Genomic DNA, 14,833 nt, shown 5'->3' with positions numbered 1-14,833 from the left:
GTCAAAACAAGTCTGTCCATCCGCAGTTTGAATCAGAATTTACACTCTTAGGGAATCCTGAATCTCAACAGACCCTAGTGTCACCTTTCACATGCTGGGACGGCCCAGTCTGGTGCGCCAATCGAGTCCGGACCCTAATCCATCACCCGCGCCACCGTCCTGAATGCCTTCCCCTCCACCCGGATCTCGTTGAACGAGGGCGGATGCGCGCGGATGCGTTCGGAAAGAGTGCCCGCGCCGATCATCCGGACCGAGCGCCCGCCGACCTCGTGCAGAATATCGAACGGGTCATGGACATGGCCCGTCAGCACCGCATCGATTCCCGCGCCTGCCAATGCCGCCAGCGCCCGCCGCCCGCCGCGCGTGCTCGAATGCATCCGCGTCGCCGCTTCCACCAGCGGATGATGGCAGGCGATAAACTTGAGGTCGTCCGCGGGCGCCGCCTCGACCAGCGCCAGCGATTCCTGCAGCGCGTGCACGCCGACATGACCCTTCGACCAGTTGAGCCGCCACTGGAAGCGCGCGGTGGTCTTGAGCGGCACCACGCTCACGCCCTTGATGTCGAGCGGCCGTTCGATCATCCGCTCGAGCGCGGCATAGCGTTTGTACGGCGTCACGAAACGCGCCCAGGGATTGAAATAGGGCAGGTCGTGATTGCCGACCTCGACCGTGATCGGCCGCTCAAGCCCCTCGAGCCACTTTGCCGCCGCCGCGAATTCGTGCGGCCGCGCGCGCATCGTCAGGTCGCCGGTCAGGATGACCGCGTCGGGCGCCTCGGCCTTCACCACGCGCGCGAACCAGTCGACTGCGGCGCTGTCCTCGGCGCCGAAATGCACGTCGCTGACGTGGAAAAGCCGGATCATCGCGTTCCTTTCCGACCCTTGCGGGTCAGGCCTTCCGAGTGGCGATGAACGCCTTGAGGCTCCTTCCGCTCCGGATCGGCGTGTCGGGGTCGAGCGTGACGGGCTCGCCGTCGAACAGCGCGAGCACCGGCCAGGGGTCACGGACGCGCAACTCCTCCGCATGTGCGCGGTCGACCGCATGCGCCGCGATCCAGTCGCCATTTACCCATTCCCAGCCGATCTGCGCGATCGAGCGCCAGTCGCGCGCATCGACCCCGATCACTTCCAGCCCGGTCTCCACCGGCGAGACGAACACCGCCTGATAACGATGCCGAAGCTTGCCCGCGCCCTCGACGCGGATGCCGTGGCGGTCGAACGTGTTGCGCCACGCCGCGCGCGCTGCCGCGAACAGCCGCCCGATCCTTCCCTTGCGCGCCGCTTCGCGCGCCCGCGCCCAGCTCGCGGCGGGCCCGAGGATCAGCCCGACGAACGCGCGATGCTCGCCGGCCTCGACATAGGGCAGCGCCACCCGCCGCGTCTCCGCCGCCGCCGCCTCGACGATCTTGTGCGGATCGAGCGGGTCGTGGAGTGCCTTGGCGAGCAGGTTCATCGTGCCCCCGGGGAGGATCAGGAAGCTCCCCTTCCATTTCGCCAACGCACGAAGCGCCGCGTTGATCGTCCCATCGCCCGCGAACAGCACGACGGTATCCACGCCCTTGCGGGTGAGCGAGGCGCCTTTGGGCAGGCCGTGCTCGGGAAAATCGGTGCGCCCCGCCAGCGTGAGCCCCTGCTCCTCGAACAGCGCCTCGAGCGCCGCGCATTTCGCCTCCGTGGTGGAACCGGACCCGGGATTGGTGATCAGCCAGAGTTTCTTCATGGGCATCGTAACGCCCTGGAATCGATTTGTTCCCACGATCCTCCCGTTCCGGGGAGGATCAGTAGCGGTACAAGCGCACCTTCTGGATCCCGAAGCCATCGGGCGGCAGGCGGACATGCCGCCCCTGATGCGTCTGGTCGCCGTTGAGCCGCCGCCCCGCTGTCCAGACACCGTCGACGAACTGCCCTTCATCGACCTGATCGAGCCCGAAGCGCCCCTTCCCGTCCACCGGCTCGACGGTGACCGTAATCCCCCGCCCCGCGACCAGATACTCCTCGCCGCCCAGCCAGAGGATCAGCCCGCCATGCTCGCCGGGCGCCTGCTTGTCGCGCGCGGTCCAGGGATCGACGAAGGTCACGGTGAAGCGCGCGCTGCCCAGCTCGGCGGCCTGGACGCTCTCATCGACCTTTCCCTCGGGAGTGGCCGGCGCGCCGAAGCCCATGATCCGCCCCTCGGCCTGGGCTTTCAGGATCACGGGCGCCAGATTACCGAGCATCGCATAGAGCCCGCCCAGCCGCTCGGCGCCCGCCCCGTCGAGACCATCGATCGAGAAGGGGCTGAAGCCGAAGCCGCGATATTTGCCGAACACCAGCATCGCGTTGGGCACCATGCGCGCGTCGCCGGCATAGTTGGCCTCGGGCACGAACAGCGGGTTGCCGGGCCGGGAATAGCCCTCCGCAATCGCGGCGAAGCTGGGAAAATAGATGTCGGGCGCAAGGAAATCGATCGCGGGTGCACCGCGCTTCCATGGCTCCCAGAGATGCGCGAGCGGTCCCCCGGCGGGATATTGCCCCGGCTTGCGCCCCGGAAAGGCCTGCGCGCCGTTGACGTACATCGGCAGCGGATATTCGCGCTTGCCCGCCCGCGCGATCGCATCGGCGTAACGCGCATAGGCGAGCGCGGTGAACGCCTCCTCATCCCCGCCCGCCTTGGCATAGGCGGCATCGGCGAAGGGCCCGTGCTCGCGGGCATCGGGCAGGAAGCCCATCTCGTTCTCGACCTGCACCATGATCACCGTGTACCGGTCGCCATCCACCTCGCGGACATGCTTCATCAGCGCCGCGAAGGCCTTGGCATCGGCATCGCGGGTCGCCGGGGCGAAGGCGGAGAGGATCTCCTGCGGCTTGCCGTCGGCGGCCAGCGCATAGGGAAAGCGCTTGCGGTCGCGCTTCACCCAGCTGGGTACATAGGTCGACATCGAATTCTTCCACGCGCCGAACCAGAGCAACACCAGATGCATGTCGTTCGCGCGGGCATCCGCGATCAGCCAGTCGATGCTGGTCCAGTCGAACCTGCCTTCCTCGGGCTCGATCAGCTCCCAGCTCACCGGCGTCAGCACCGTGTTGAGGTGCATCGCCCGCATCCTCACCCAGCGCGGCGCCAGCCACGCCCGGTCCGACGCCGAACTATTCCCCAGCTCGCCGCCCAGGATCAGGAAGGGCTTCCCCTCGACGATCAGTTGACCGCCCTTGAGATGCGGAATCTGCGCAGCGGCCGGAACGGCGGCGAGCAGCAGGACGAGCGCGAGAAGGCGGCGGAGCATGTCGATATTGTACGAGTACACGCTCCCGAAACAAGCTCAGGGTTTGACGATCCCCACCAGCTCGATCGTGAAGAGCAACGTCGCGTTCGCGGGAATGATCGACTTGCCCTTGGCGCCATACGCCAGGTCCGCGGGTAGCGCGATCTCGATCGTGTCGCCCACGCCCGCCATCGGCACCGCAAGCTGCCAGCCCTTGATCAGCTTGTTCAGCGGAAATTCGGCGGGCTCGTCGCTCTTGTCGAACACCACGCCATCGATGAAGCTGCCGACATAGTTGATGCGCACCGTATCGGTGACCAGCGGATGCCGACCGCTGCCATCGCCCTTCACGCGCCGCCAGCGGCCATTGCCGGGAAGCGGCTGCCACCCGTCACTCGCCTTGAGCGAGGCGATGGCCAGGCTCTGGCGATTGTGCCAGCCCGCGTCCTGCGAGGGCGGCGGGTTCTCGGGCAACGCGGTCTGCGCGAACGCCGCACCCGGCACCAGCAGCGCCGCGGCGCCCAGAATAGCCCCGCTCATCGTCTTCAACATCATTCGAACTCCAGGATCGCCGCGTCGACTGCCAGGCTGTCGCCCGCGCCGAAATTCGCGGCCTTGACCGTGCCCGCCTTCTCGGCGCGCAGGATATTTTCCATCTTCATCGCCTCGACCACCGCGAGCGGCTGCCCCGCCTCGACCCTGTCGCCGGGGCCGACGTGGAGCTGGGTGAGCAGCCCCGGCATCGGCGCGAGCAGGAAACGGCTCATGTCGGGCGGCACCTTCGCGATCATGTGCCGCGCCAGCTGCGCCACGCGTGGGCGATAGACGCGCACCCGGTGCGTCGCGCCGCGCGTGGTGAGCCGCATATATCCGCGCCGCCGCTCGATCTTCACCGACAGCGGCTCGCCCTCGACCATCGCGCTCACCAGGGTCTGCCCCGGACGCACCCCCATCTCGATCGCCATCGCGCGCTGATCGACCACCACCTGGCCATCGTCGAGCGCCACCTTGTGCTGGTGCGTATCGAACATCACCGTCCAGTGCCGCGCGAAGGCGGGCGCTTCGCTCAGCTTGCCGCTGATCTGCCCGGCACGCATCGCATCGACCCCCGCGACGATCGCCGCGATCGCTGCCAGCCGCGCGGTCAGCCGGTCGGCGGGCGGCGCGCCGGCGAACCCTTCGGGATATTCCTCGGCGATGAAGCCCGTGGTCAGCGCCCCGGCGCGGAAGCGCGGATGCTGCATGATCGCGGAGAGGAAATCGAGATTGTTGCCGACGCCCTCGAGCTCGAAAACGTCGAGCGCCTGCACCTGCAGGTCCGCCGCCTCGTCACGGGTCGCGCCATAGGTGATCAGCTTGGCGATCATCGGATCGTAGAACATCGAGACCTCGCCACCCTCGCGCACGCCGTCATCGACGCGGACATATCCGCCGGTCTCCGACGCATGCTCGGTGCCGGGCGAGGTATCGACTGGCGGGCGATAGCGGGTGAGCCGCCCGGTGCTCGGCAGGAAGCCGCGATAGGGATCCTCGGCATAGACGCGGTTCTCGATCGCCCAGCCGGTGAGCGTCACCTCGTCCTGCGTCATCGCCAGCTTCTCGCCCGCGGCCACCCGGATCATCTGTTCGACCAGATCGATTCCGGTGATCGCCTCGGTCACCGGATGCTCGACCTGGAGCCTTGTGTTCATCTCGAGAAAATAGAAGCCCTGGCCGGTCGTATCGGCGCCGCTGACGATCAGCTCGACCGTGCCCGCGCTGTAATAGCCCACCGCCCGCGCCAGCGCGACCGCCTGCTCGCCCATCGCCTTGCGCATCTCGGGCGTAACGAAGGGCGACGGCGCCTCCTCGACCACCTTCTGGTGCCGCCGCTGGATCGAGCATTCGCGCTCGCCCAGATAGAGGATGTTGCCATGCTGGTCGCCCAGCACCTGGATCTCGATATGGCGCGGGCTCTCGATGAACTTCTCGATGAAGACGCGGTCGTCGCCGAAGCTGGCGAGCCCCTCGCGCTTGGTCGCCTCGAAGCCCTCGCGGACATCCTGCTCGCCATAGGCCAGCCGCATCCCCTTGCCGCCGCCGCCCGCCGAGGCCTTCATCATCACCGGATAGCCGATGTCGCTGGCGATCTTCACCGCCTCGTCGGTGTCGGCGATCTCGCCGAGGAAGCCGGGAACGACGTTCACGCCCGCGGCCTTGGCGAGCTTCTTGGACTCGATCTTGTCGCCCATCGCGGCGATCGCCTCCGGCGGCGGCCCGACGAACGCGATCCCGGCCTCGGCGCAGGCCCGCGCGAAGCTCTCGCGCTCGGACAGGAAGCCATAGCCGGGATGGATCGCATCCGCCCCGGTCTCCTTCGCGGCGAGCAGGATCAGATCCGCCTTGAGATAGCTCTCACTCGCAGGTGCGGGGCCGAGCCGCACCGCCTCGTCCGCCATCAGCACATGCGGGCTGCGCGCATCGGCGTCGGAATAAACCGCGACCGTGGCGATCCCCATCCGCTTGGCGGTGCGCATCACCCGGCAGGCGATTTCACCGCGATTGGCGACCAGGATTTTCTTGAACATCAGTTGCTTTCCGGTCGGGACGGCTGACGAATGGCGAACCAGGTCAAGATCAATGTCGAAAAGACCAATACCGCGCCGATCCAAAACGCGGCGACCGCCTGGGGCGCGAAGCACTCGGCTGCCAGATCGCCGAAGCGCTCGCAACGCTCGTTTTCGGAACGCAACCACGCCTCCGCTGCGAGATAGTAACATCCCCAAGCGGCGAGCAGCGCAACCGCAGCAATGATCCGCCGCGTCACTCCGCCGCCTCGCACGCCCGCATCGGCTCCTCGCCCGCAAGGGGCGTCAGCCCCAACCGCGCGAACAGCGCCGCGTCAGCGTCATCCCCGGCATTGCCGGTGGTGAGCAATTTGTCCCCGGTGAAGATCGAATTGGCGCCCGCGAGGAAGCACAAAGCCTGTGTCGCATCGCTCATGCTCTCGCGCCCCGCGCTCAGCCGCACCATGCTCATCGGCATGGCGATCCGCGCCACCGCCACCGTCCGCACGAACTCGATATCGTCGATCTTCGCCAGCGGGGTATCGGCGAGCATATTGCCGAGCACGGTGCCCTTCACCGGCACCAGCGCATTGACCGGCACGCTCTCGGGATGGCGCGGCAAAGTGGCCAGCGCATGGACGAAGCCGACGCGGTCGCCGCGCGTCTCGCCCATCCCCACGATCCCGCCACAACAGACGTTGATCCCCGCCGCGCGGACATTGTCTAGCGTGTCCAGCCGGTCCTCGAAGCCGCGCGTCGAGATGACGTTGGCGTAATTCTCCGGCGAGGTATCGATATTGTGGTTGTAGTAATCGAGCCCCGCCTCGGCGAGCCGCCCGGCCTGCTCCGGCGTCAGCATCCCCAGGGTCATGCAGGTCTCGAGCCCCATCGTGCGCACGCCGCGAACCATCTCGACCACCGCGTCCATGTCGCGGTCCTTGGGGCTGCGCCACGCCGCGCCCATGCAGAAGCGCTGCGACCCGGCATCCTTCGCCTGCGCCGCCGCCTGGAGCACGGCACGCACGTCCATCAGCTTGGTGGCCTTGAGCCCCGTCTCCGCGCTCGCCGACTGGTTGCAATAGCCGCAATCCTCCGGACAGCCGCCGGTCTTGATCGACAGCAAGGTGCAGAGCTGCACCTCGCCCGCAGCATGATGCGCGCGATGCACCTCGGCGGCGCGAAAGACGAGGTCGGTGAAGGAAAGATCGAACAGCGCGGCGATCTCGTCGCGCGTCCAATCGGTACGGATTTGCATTCGCGCTCCTATTGCGGCCTGCTCACGGCGATGGGTTTGAGCATCAGGATGATCTGTTGCGGCGTGCGACGGTCGAGCGAAACCTCAACCGTCATGGGCTGCCCCGCAGCATTGTACCAGCTCCACGAAAGCCCGACATTGTCGCGCAGCTCGGCATAGCCCCGCGCCGATTGCCGCTTCGCCATCGCGCGCAATGCCGTGTCGAGTGCCTTGCGGTTGACCGTAGCGCGCGTGAACGAGGTCATGTTGCACTTGGGCGCCACGCCCGATGTCGCCGGGACGGCTTCCAGATAGTGGATCGAGCCGTAGGAGGAGGTCCAGCTGCGCCAGTTGGGTGGCGCCGCATCGGTAAAGCTGTAGCCTCGGCGCGAGGCGGACGCGCCGCGCTTGAGCTTCTCGATATCGTAGAGCCCCGGGACGCAGGTCGCCTCGAACTCGGCGACCGCATCGGCCTCCGTGCTGGGGCGGACCCGCATCTGTTCGGTGTCCTGCGCCGGCAAAGCGGGGACGGGGTTCAGGGCGAGCAGCAGGGCGATCATTCGGCGGCCTCCTCCACCGGCGGCATATTGTGCCCGAGCAGCCTGAGCACTTCCTCCGCCGCGGCGACCAGATTGGTGCCGGGGCCGAAGATCGCCTGAACGCCCGCGGCGCGCAAGAACTCGTAATCCTGCGCGGGGATGACGCCGCCCGCGATCACCTTGATATCGGCGCGGCCGGCATCCTTCAGCGCGGCGATCAGTTCGGGGATCAGCGTCTTGTGACCCGCCGCAAGGCTGGAGGCGCCGACGACATCGACATCCTTCTCGATCGCGAGCGCGGCGCTTTCAGCGGGGGTCTGGAAGAGCGGGCCGGGGACGACTTCGAACCCGAGATCGCCGAACGCCGAGGAGACGAGGTTCGCGCCCCGGTCATGCCCGTCCTGTCCCATCTTGGCGACGAGCAGGCGCGGCTTGCGGCCCAGCCGGTTCGCGGTGGCTTCGACGCCACGCTTCAAACGTTCCCAGCGCGGGTCATCCGCATAGGCCCCGCCATAGACGCCCTGCACCGGCCTGGGCTGCGTGGCGTAGCGGCCGAACCCGGCCTCCATCGCCGCGCTGATCTCGCCGAGCGTCGCCCGCCTGCGCGCGCATTCGACCGCCAGCTCGAGCAGATTGCCGGTGCCCGCCGCACCGTCCTGCAACACCGTCAGCGCGGCCTGGCACGCGGCTTCGTCGCGTTCTGCCTTCACCCGGGTGATCCGCGCGATCTGCGCGTCGCGCACCGCGTGGTTGTCGACATCGAGGATGTCGATCGGCTCTTCCTCGGCCTTGCGATACTTGTTGACCCCGACGATCACCTGCTCGCCGCGATCGATCCGCGCGGCGGTGGCGGCGGCGGCTTCCTCGATCATCGCCTTGGGCCAGCCCGCCGCGACGGCCTTCGCCATCCCGCCTTCGGCCTCGACGCGCTCGATGATCTCCCAGGCCTTGTCGACCAGCTCCCGGGTCAGGCTCTCGACATAATAGGAGCCGCCCAGCGGATCGACGACCTTGGTCATCCCCGTCTCTTCCTGGATCACGATCTGCGTGTTGCGCGCGATCCGGGCGGAGAAATCGGTCGGCAAGGCAATGGCTTCGTCGAGGGCGTTGGTATGCAGACTCTGGGTGCCCCCCAGCATCGCCGCCATCGCCTCGATCGTGGTGCGCATGACATTGTTGTACGGATCCTGCTCGGTCAGCGAGACGCCCGACGTCTGGCAATGGGTGCGCAGCATCTTCGAGCGCTCGTCCTGTGCGCCCAGCTTGGTCATCACCCGGTGCCACAGCACGCGCGCGGCGCGAAGCTTGGCGATCTCCATGAAGAAGTTCATGCCGATCGCGAAAAAGAAGCTCAGACGGCCTGCGAACTTGTCGATATCCAGCCCTGAAGCGACGCCATATTTCACATATTCCATGCCGTCGGCGATGGTGAAGGCAAGCTCCTGCACCTGCGTCGCACCGGCTTCCTGCATGTGATAGCCGGAGATCGAGATGCTGTTGAACTTGGGCATCTCGCGGCTGGTATAGCCGAAGATGTCCGAGATGATCCGCATGCTCGGCTCGGGCGGATAGATATAGGTGTTGCGGACCATGAACTCCTTGAGGATGTCGTTCTGGATGGTCCCGTCGAGCGCGGCGCGCGGCACGCCCTGCTCTTCGCCCGCGACGATGAAGAAGGCGAGGATCGGGATCACCGCGCCGTTCATCGTCATGCTGACCGACATCTGATCGAGCGGGATGCCGTCGAACAGGATCTTCATGTCCTCGATCGTGTCGATCGCCACGCCAGCCTTGCCGACATCGCCGGTGACGCGCGGATGATCGCTGTCGTAGCCGCGATGCGTGGCGAGATCGAAGGCGACGCTGAGGCCCTTCTGCCCCGCGGCGAGGTTCCGCCGGTAGAAGGCGTTCGATTCCTCTGCGGTGGAGAAGCCGGCATATTGGCGGATCGTCCAGGGGCGGCCGGCGTACATCGACGCGCGCACGCCCCGCGTGAACGGCGCGAAGCCGGGGAGGCCGGGATCGAGGTCCGCGACGTCCGCTTCGGTATAGAGCGGCTTGACGTCGATCCCCTCCGGCGTGCGCCAGGTGAGATCGCGGCCCTTTACTTCCTTTGAGGCGAGGGCCTGCCAATCGGGGACGGTGGGTTTGTCACTCAACTTCCCTCTCCCCTCGGGAGAGAGGGAGGGGCCCGCTCGGCGCAGCCGAGTGGGAGGGTGAGGGTCAGTGCGGTGAGGTCAGTGACCCTCACCCTTCCCACCGCTTCGCGGCGGGCCCCTTCCATCTCCCCCAAGGGGGAGATGGAGATTGGATCAATGCCCCTCACGCGGCGTCTCCATGATCTCGGTCAGCACCCCGCCCATATCCTTGGGGTGGACGAAGAAGATCAACGTCCCATGCGCCCCGATCCGCGGCTCCCCGAGCACCTTGGCCCCCTTCGCCTCGAACCACGCCTTGGCCTCATGGATATCCGGCACCTCGTAGCAGAGATGATGCTGCCCCCCCGCCGGGTTCTTCGCTAGAAACCCGTGAATCGGCGACCCCTCCCCCAGCGGCTCGATCAGCTCGATCTGCGAGTTGGGCGTATCGACGAAGCACACCTTCACCCCCTGCGCGGGCAGGTCGAACGGCTCGCGGATCACCTCCGCCCCCATGACGTCGCGGTAGAAGCGAACCGAGTCCGCAATCGAGGGCGTCGCCACGCCGACATGGTTCAACCGGCCCAGTTTCATCGATTTCACCATTTCACCATGCCCAGCCCGGAGCAGAACATGAAGCTCGCGAGCGCAAAGACGGCCAACTTCATGCCCACCGTGACCCAGAACTCGAACGGCTCCTCGTCCCGCCAGACCCATGTCTCCTCCGGGGGACCCCATATCGGCCCGCGCAAGATAAACTCGGCCGATCCACGCTTAAGGTCGATGATCGCCCCGAACAGGCTCACCGTTCCCATCAGGGCGACCACGCCCAGCCAGACAAGGGAAAAGGGGTCGCCGCTCATCACACCAGCTCCACCGCCATCGCGGTCGCCTCGCCGCCGCCGATGCAGAGCGAAGCGACGCCGCGCTTGCCGCCGGTAGCCTTGAGCGCGCCAATCAGCGTGGCGAGGATGCGCGCGCCCGAGGCGCCGATCGGATGCCCCATCGCGGTCGCGCCGCCATGGATGTTCACCTTGTCGCGCGGGATGCCGAGATCGTGCATCGCGAACATCGTCACGCAGGCGAACGCCTCGTTGATCTCGAACAGATCGACCTCGCCCACGCTCCAGCCGATCTGCTTGAGCAGTTTCTCGATCGCCCCGACGGGCGCAGTGGTGAATTGCGAAGGCTGGCGAGCGTGCGCGGTATGCCCCACGATCCGAGCTACCGCCTTCAGCCCCTTCGCCTCCGCCACCGATGCGCGCGTCAGCACCAGCGCCGCGGCCCCGTCCGAGATCGAACTCGCATTCGCCGCGGTGATCGTCCCGTCCTTCGAAAAGGCCGGGCGCAGCGTCGGGATCTTCGAGGGATCGCCCTTGAGCGGCTGCTCGTCCTTGTCGACCGTCTCGGTGCCCTTGCGCGTCTTCACCTCGACCGCGACGATCTCGCCGTCGAACGCGCCCGAGGCCTGCGCCGCCTGCGCGCGCGTCAGCGATTCGATCGCATAATCGTCCTGCGCCTGCCGGGTGAGCTGATATTCGCCCGCGGTATCCTCGGCAAAGGTCCCCATCGCGCGCCCGGGCTCATAGGCGTCCTCGAGCCCGTCGAGCATCATGTGATCATAGACGGTGTCATGCCCGATCCGCGCGCCGCTGCGGTGCTTCTTCGAGAGATACGGCGCGTTCGACATGCTCTCCATGCCGCCCGCGACGATCATGTCCGCGCTGCCCGCGCCGATCGCATCGGCAGCCATCATCGCAGCCATCATGCCCGACCCACACATCTTGTTGACGGTCACCGCCTCGACATGATCCCCCAGCCCCGCATAGCGCGCCGCTTGCCGCGCCGGTGCCTGGCCGAGTCCGGCGGGAAGCACGCAGCCCATGTAACACCGCTCGACATCTTGCGGGTCGACCCCCGCGCGCTCGACCGCCGCCTTGACCGCCGTCGCGCCCAGATCGACCGCGGAAGCGCCCGACAGGCTGCCCTGGAAGCTGCCCATCGGCGTGCGGGCATAGGAGAGGATGACGATGGGGTCGGTCATGAAAAAACCCTCGAAAGCCTTGTGATCGACATCAGCATTTTTCCATCTGATCCTCGCCCGACAGGACGTAGGAGTCGCCCTTGCGGACCCAGGTCTGGCTGAAGCGTTTGAACCCGGTTAAGTTCAACGTGAATGATTTGCCGCGGGCGATCGATGCGAACTTGCCTTCCAGCGTTCCCTTGGCGTCTTCATTCCCGGTGTCGCCGTCGTCGTAGAAGGTCGGCACTTTCGCCACCAGCACCGGCTTGTCGGGGCGCAGCTCGGTCAGCCAGAAGGTGGAGCAGCTATAGCCCTGCCCCATCCACCCCGCCTCCGAATAGATGACCGGCACCGGCCCGAACTTGTCCGATACCGACCATTCGGTCGGCCCCACGCCAAAGCCGTTGCCCACAACCGCCTCGGGAAACTTCCCCGTCACGCGAAAGCCGTCGCCGTCGGGCACCAGGTAGTAGATGCCTAGCGATCCGGTACAAGCGTGGCACGCGCCTGCGCCCTCGTCGGCTTCGGTCACCGTGATCAGCACCGCGCGGTCGCCCTGCCAGACCAGCTTTCCGGCCTTGGTGGAAAAGCCGTCCACACCCGCAACGGGTTCCGCCTTGCCGAACACCGCCTTGAACGCCCGCGCGCGCTGCTCGGCCTCGGGGAGCGCGCGCACCGCATCGCTGGCCGCTGCCGTCGCGGTCGGCGTGGGCGCGCTTTCGTTGGTAACCGGCGCCGCGCCGCACGCCCCAAGCAGCAGCGCCGCGAAACAGATCACGCGCGGGAGTCGCGGGCTCATTGCTTCACCCCATCACCTTCCCAGTCGCACACATCTGACAGGCGCTGTCGCGAGCTTCGCACATAGTGGTCGCCCTCACGCAGCCAGGTCTCCGTCAGATTCTCCGCGCCGGTATACTTCACCCGAAACGAGCGTCCCTGCTCGATTCCGACGATTTCGCCGCCGACTTGGGCGTGGGGCTCCTTGTAGTAGACGCCATAGGATAGCGGGCCTTCCGCCACGGTCACCGGCCCCTCGTCGCGGAGTTCGATCAGCCAAAAGGTGCCGCACGACGAGCCGGCACCCATGCTTGCTTCGGCGACATAGAGCGTCGGCGGCCCGAAAAAGCCCGAGACGTTCCAGTCATAGACGAAACGCGGCCCCAGCTCCCACGTCTTGCGCACCCTGTACGGCTTGCCGTCGCCGTCGCTGTCCAGATAGCTGACCCGCAGCATCTTGCCGCGCTGGTAGAGCGGCTGATCCGACGCGATCAGGACGCGATGCTTGCCATTGTGGAACAGCGTCTCGGGCGCGGTGACCCATTTCCCGCTGCCGTTCCCCTGCTCGAACGCCGTCCGGTGGCCATAAACCGCCTGAAACGCGCGCGCGAGGAGCTCGGCATCGGCAATCGCCGGTCGCATCCCCGCATCCGAACCCGCCACGTCGGAAGCATTGGCGTCGGCAATCGCGACCGCATCGCCCGCTTTCAATGGCGAACCGCATCCCGCGACCAGCAATGCCGCGAGCAGCGCGCTACAGCGGGATATTGTCATGCTTCTTCCACGGGTTCTCGAGCTGCTTCCCCCGCAGCTTGCGCAGCCCCAGCGCGATCCGGCGCCGCGTCGAGTGCGGCATGATCACCTCGTCGATGAAGCCCTTGCTCGCCGCCACGAACGGGTTGGCGAAGCGCGCTTCATACTCCGCGGTACGCTCGGCGATCTCGTCCGCCGTCTTGCCGCGGAAGATGATCTCCACCGCGCCCTTCGCGCCCATCACCGCGATCTCGGCGGTCGGCCAGGCATAGTTCAGATCGCCGCGCAGATGCTTCGACGCCATCACGTCATACGCCCCACCATAGGCCTTGCGCGTGATCACGGTGATCTTGGGCACGGTCGCCTCGGCATAGGCGAAGAGCAGCTTGGCGCCGTGCTTGATGATCCCCGAATGCTCCTGCCCGACGCCCGGCAGGAAGCCCGGCACGTCGACGAAGGTCAGGATCGGGATCCCGAACGCGTCGCAGAAGCGCACGAAGCGCGCGGCCTTTTTGGACGAATTGATGTCGAGGCACCCGGCGAGCACCATCGGCTGGTTCGCGACCACGCCCACGGTGCGGCCCTCCACCCGGCCGAAGCCGATGATGATGTTGGCGGCGTGCGCGGGCTGGAGCTCGAAGAAATCGCCCTCGTCGAGCGTCTTCCGGATCAGCTCGTGCATGTCATAGGGCTGGTTGGCGCTGGGCGGGATCAGCGTGTCGAGGCTGTCCTCGATGCGGTCCCAGGGATCGTCGGTCGGCCGGTCGGGGGCATCGACGCGGTTCGACGCCGGCAGGAAATCGATGAAGTCGCGCGCCGCCAGCAGCGTCTCGATATCATTGTCGAACGCCACGTCCGCAACCGAGGATTTGGTGGTGTGGGTGACCGCCCCGCCCAGTTCCTCCTGGGTGACGACCTCGTTGGTGACGGTCTTCACCACGTCCGGACCGGTCACGAACATGTAGCTCGAATCCTTCACCATGAAGATGAAGTCGGTCATCGCCGGCGAGTAGACCGCGCCACCCGCACACGGCCCCATGATCAGCGAGAGCTGCGGCACCACGCCCGAGGCGAGCACGTTGCGCTGGAACACCTCCGCATAGCCCGCAAGGCTCGCCACCCCCTCCTGGATGCGCGCACCGCCGCTGTCGTTCATCCCGATCACCGGCGCGCCGACCTTCATCGCCATGTCCATGATCTTGCAGATCTTCTGCGCGTGCCGCTCGCTCAGCGACCCGCCGAACACGGTGAAATCCTGGCTGAAGACGAACACCAGCCGCCCGTTGATCGTGCCCGATCCGGTGACCACGCCGTCGCCGGGGACGACCTGCGCCTCCATCCCGAAATCGACGCAGTTATGCTCGACATACATGTCGAGCTCCTCGAAGCTCCCCTCGTCGAGCAGCACCTCGACCCGCTCGCGCGCGGTCAGCTTGCCCTTGGCGTGCTGCGCGTCGATCCGCTTCTCCCCGCCGCCCTTGCGCGCAGCTTCACGGCGCCGCTCCAGTTCCTCGATCGTCGAAGACACAAGTTTCTCCTGTTACGACCCGCCTTAGCTCCGGGGCCGGGCCTGCGCCACCCC

15 protein-coding genes are annotated in these 14,833 nt (G+C 66.7%); all 15 read right to left on the bottom strand.

What is annotated here, in order from left to right; genetic code table 11:
• Window positions 1-134: 134 nt before the first annotated feature.
• Entirely contained in the window at window positions 135-863 is a 729-nt protein-coding gene (locus OF829_RS17680; RefSeq protein ID WP_264941481.1) for a metallophosphoesterase family protein, read from the bottom strand.
• Between the two features lie 25 nt (window positions 864-888).
• Window positions 889-1,725, bottom strand: a complete 837-nt coding sequence (locus OF829_RS17675; protein WP_264941480.1) for a diacylglycerol/lipid kinase family protein — start codon at window positions 1,723-1,725, stop codon at window positions 889-891.
• A gap of 52 nt (window positions 1,726-1,777) precedes the next feature.
• Complete coding sequence (locus OF829_RS17670) at window positions 1,778-3,262, bottom strand: DUF5597 domain-containing protein (RefSeq protein WP_264941479.1); 1,485 nt, start codon at window positions 3,260-3,262, stop codon at window positions 1,778-1,780.
• Between the two features lie 36 nt (window positions 3,263-3,298).
• Window positions 3,299-3,796 (bottom strand): FKBP-type peptidyl-prolyl cis-trans isomerase, encoded by a 498-nt coding sequence (locus tag OF829_RS17665; protein WP_264941478.1) that lies wholly within the window; start codon window positions 3,794-3,796, stop codon window positions 3,299-3,301.
• Window positions 3,793-5,808 carry an acetyl-CoA carboxylase biotin carboxylase subunit gene (locus OF829_RS17660; RefSeq protein WP_264941477.1) on the bottom strand — a complete coding sequence of 672 codons (2,016 nt, stop codon included), beginning with the start codon at window positions 5,806-5,808 and terminating at the stop codon, window positions 3,793-3,795. Before OF829_RS17660 ends, OF829_RS17665 begins: the two co-directional genes overlap by 4 nt.
• Complete coding sequence (locus OF829_RS17655) at window positions 5,808-6,047, bottom strand: hypothetical protein (protein ID WP_264941476.1); 240 nt, start codon at window positions 6,045-6,047, stop codon at window positions 5,808-5,810. The genes OF829_RS17660 and OF829_RS17655 overlap by 1 nt, the downstream gene beginning before the upstream one ends.
• Complete coding sequence (bioB, locus tag OF829_RS17650; protein ID WP_264941475.1) at window positions 6,044-7,042, bottom strand: biotin synthase BioB; 999 nt, start codon at window positions 7,040-7,042, stop codon at window positions 6,044-6,046. Before bioB ends, OF829_RS17655 begins: the two co-directional genes overlap by 4 nt.
• Before the next feature lie 8 nt (window positions 7,043-7,050).
• Window positions 7,051-7,581 carry a hypothetical protein gene (locus OF829_RS17645; protein ID WP_264941474.1) on the bottom strand — a complete coding sequence of 177 codons (531 nt, stop codon included), beginning with the start codon at window positions 7,579-7,581 and terminating at the stop codon, window positions 7,051-7,053.
• On the bottom strand, window positions 7,578-9,719 hold the full coding sequence (gene scpA, locus OF829_RS17640) for a methylmalonyl-CoA mutase (RefSeq protein ID WP_264941473.1): 2,142 nt from the start codon (window positions 9,717-9,719) through the stop codon (window positions 7,578-7,580). The genes OF829_RS17645 and scpA overlap by 4 nt, the downstream gene beginning before the upstream one ends.
• 153 nt (window positions 9,720-9,872) lie before the next feature.
• A complete protein-coding gene (gene mce / locus OF829_RS17635; protein WP_264941485.1) occupies window positions 9,873-10,292 on the bottom strand; it encodes a methylmalonyl-CoA epimerase in 420 nt (139 codons plus the stop codon).
• 5 nt (window positions 10,293-10,297) lie between these two features.
• Window positions 10,298-10,561, bottom strand: coding sequence for a hypothetical protein (locus OF829_RS17630; RefSeq protein ID WP_264941472.1), 264 nt, complete (start codon window positions 10,559-10,561; stop codon window positions 10,298-10,300).
• Window positions 10,561-11,742 (bottom strand): acetyl-CoA C-acyltransferase, encoded by a 1,182-nt coding sequence (locus OF829_RS17625; RefSeq protein WP_264941471.1) that lies wholly within the window; start codon window positions 11,740-11,742, stop codon window positions 10,561-10,563. Before OF829_RS17625 ends, OF829_RS17630 begins: the two co-directional genes overlap by 1 nt.
• Window positions 11,743-11,773: 31 nt before the next feature.
• On the bottom strand, window positions 11,774-12,520 hold the full coding sequence (locus OF829_RS17620; protein ID WP_264941470.1) for a hypothetical protein: 747 nt from the start codon (window positions 12,518-12,520) through the stop codon (window positions 11,774-11,776).
• Window positions 12,517-13,272, bottom strand: coding sequence for a hypothetical protein (locus OF829_RS17615; RefSeq protein WP_264941469.1), 756 nt, complete (start codon window positions 13,270-13,272; stop codon window positions 12,517-12,519). Before OF829_RS17615 ends, OF829_RS17620 begins: the two co-directional genes overlap by 4 nt.
• Complete coding sequence (locus tag OF829_RS17610; RefSeq protein WP_264941468.1) at window positions 13,253-14,779, bottom strand: acyl-CoA carboxylase subunit beta; 1,527 nt, start codon at window positions 14,777-14,779, stop codon at window positions 13,253-13,255. Before OF829_RS17610 ends, OF829_RS17615 begins: the two co-directional genes overlap by 20 nt.
• Window positions 14,780-14,833 lie beyond the last annotated feature (54 nt).

The organism is Sphingomonas caeni (assembly GCF_026013415.1).
Taxonomy (GTDB): Bacteria; Pseudomonadota; Alphaproteobacteria; order Sphingomonadales; family Sphingomonadaceae; genus Sphingomonas; species Sphingomonas caeni.
The sequence above is the reverse complement of the archived record's forward strand: the minus strand, read 5'-3'. Positions and strand labels throughout refer to the sequence as shown.

Bases quoted from the DNA above. Each gene is read 5' to 3' on its own strand.
- OF829_RS17680 (WP_264941481.1), bottom strand. From the start codon at position 863: ATGATCCGGCTTTTCCACGTCAGCGACGTGCATTTCGGCGCCGAGGAC.
- OF829_RS17675 (WP_264941480.1), bottom strand. From the start codon at position 1,725: ATGCCCATGAAGAAACTCTGGCTGATCACCAATCCCGGGTCCGGTTCC.
- OF829_RS17670 (WP_264941479.1), bottom strand. From the start codon at position 3,262: ATGCTCCGCCGCCTTCTCGCGCTCGTCCTGCTGCTCGCCGCCGTTCCG.
- OF829_RS17665 (WP_264941478.1), bottom strand. From the start codon at position 3,796: ATGATGTTGAAGACGATGAGCGGGGCTATTCTGGGCGCCGCGGCGCTG.
- OF829_RS17660 (WP_264941477.1), bottom strand. From the start codon at position 5,808: ATGTTCAAGAAAATCCTGGTCGCCAATCGCGGTGAAATCGCCTGCCGG.
- bioB (WP_264941475.1), bottom strand. From the start codon at position 7,042: ATGCAAATCCGTACCGATTGGACGCGCGACGAGATCGCCGCGCTGTTC.
- OF829_RS17645 (WP_264941474.1), bottom strand. From the start codon at position 7,581: ATGATCGCCCTGCTGCTCGCCCTGAACCCCGTCCCCGCTTTGCCGGCG.
- mce (WP_264941485.1), bottom strand. From the start codon at position 10,292: ATGAAACTGGGCCGGTTGAACCATGTCGGCGTGGCGACGCCCTCGATT.
- OF829_RS17630 (WP_264941472.1), bottom strand. From the start codon at position 10,561: ATGAGCGGCGACCCCTTTTCCCTTGTCTGGCTGGGCGTGGTCGCCCTG.
- OF829_RS17625 (WP_264941471.1), bottom strand. From the start codon at position 11,742: ATGACCGACCCCATCGTCATCCTCTCCTATGCCCGCACGCCGATGGGC.
- OF829_RS17620 (WP_264941470.1), bottom strand. From the start codon at position 12,520: ATGAGCCCGCGACTCCCGCGCGTGATCTGTTTCGCGGCGCTGCTGCTT.
- OF829_RS17615 (WP_264941469.1), bottom strand. From the start codon at position 13,272: ATGACAATATCCCGCTGTAGCGCGCTGCTCGCGGCATTGCTGGTCGCG.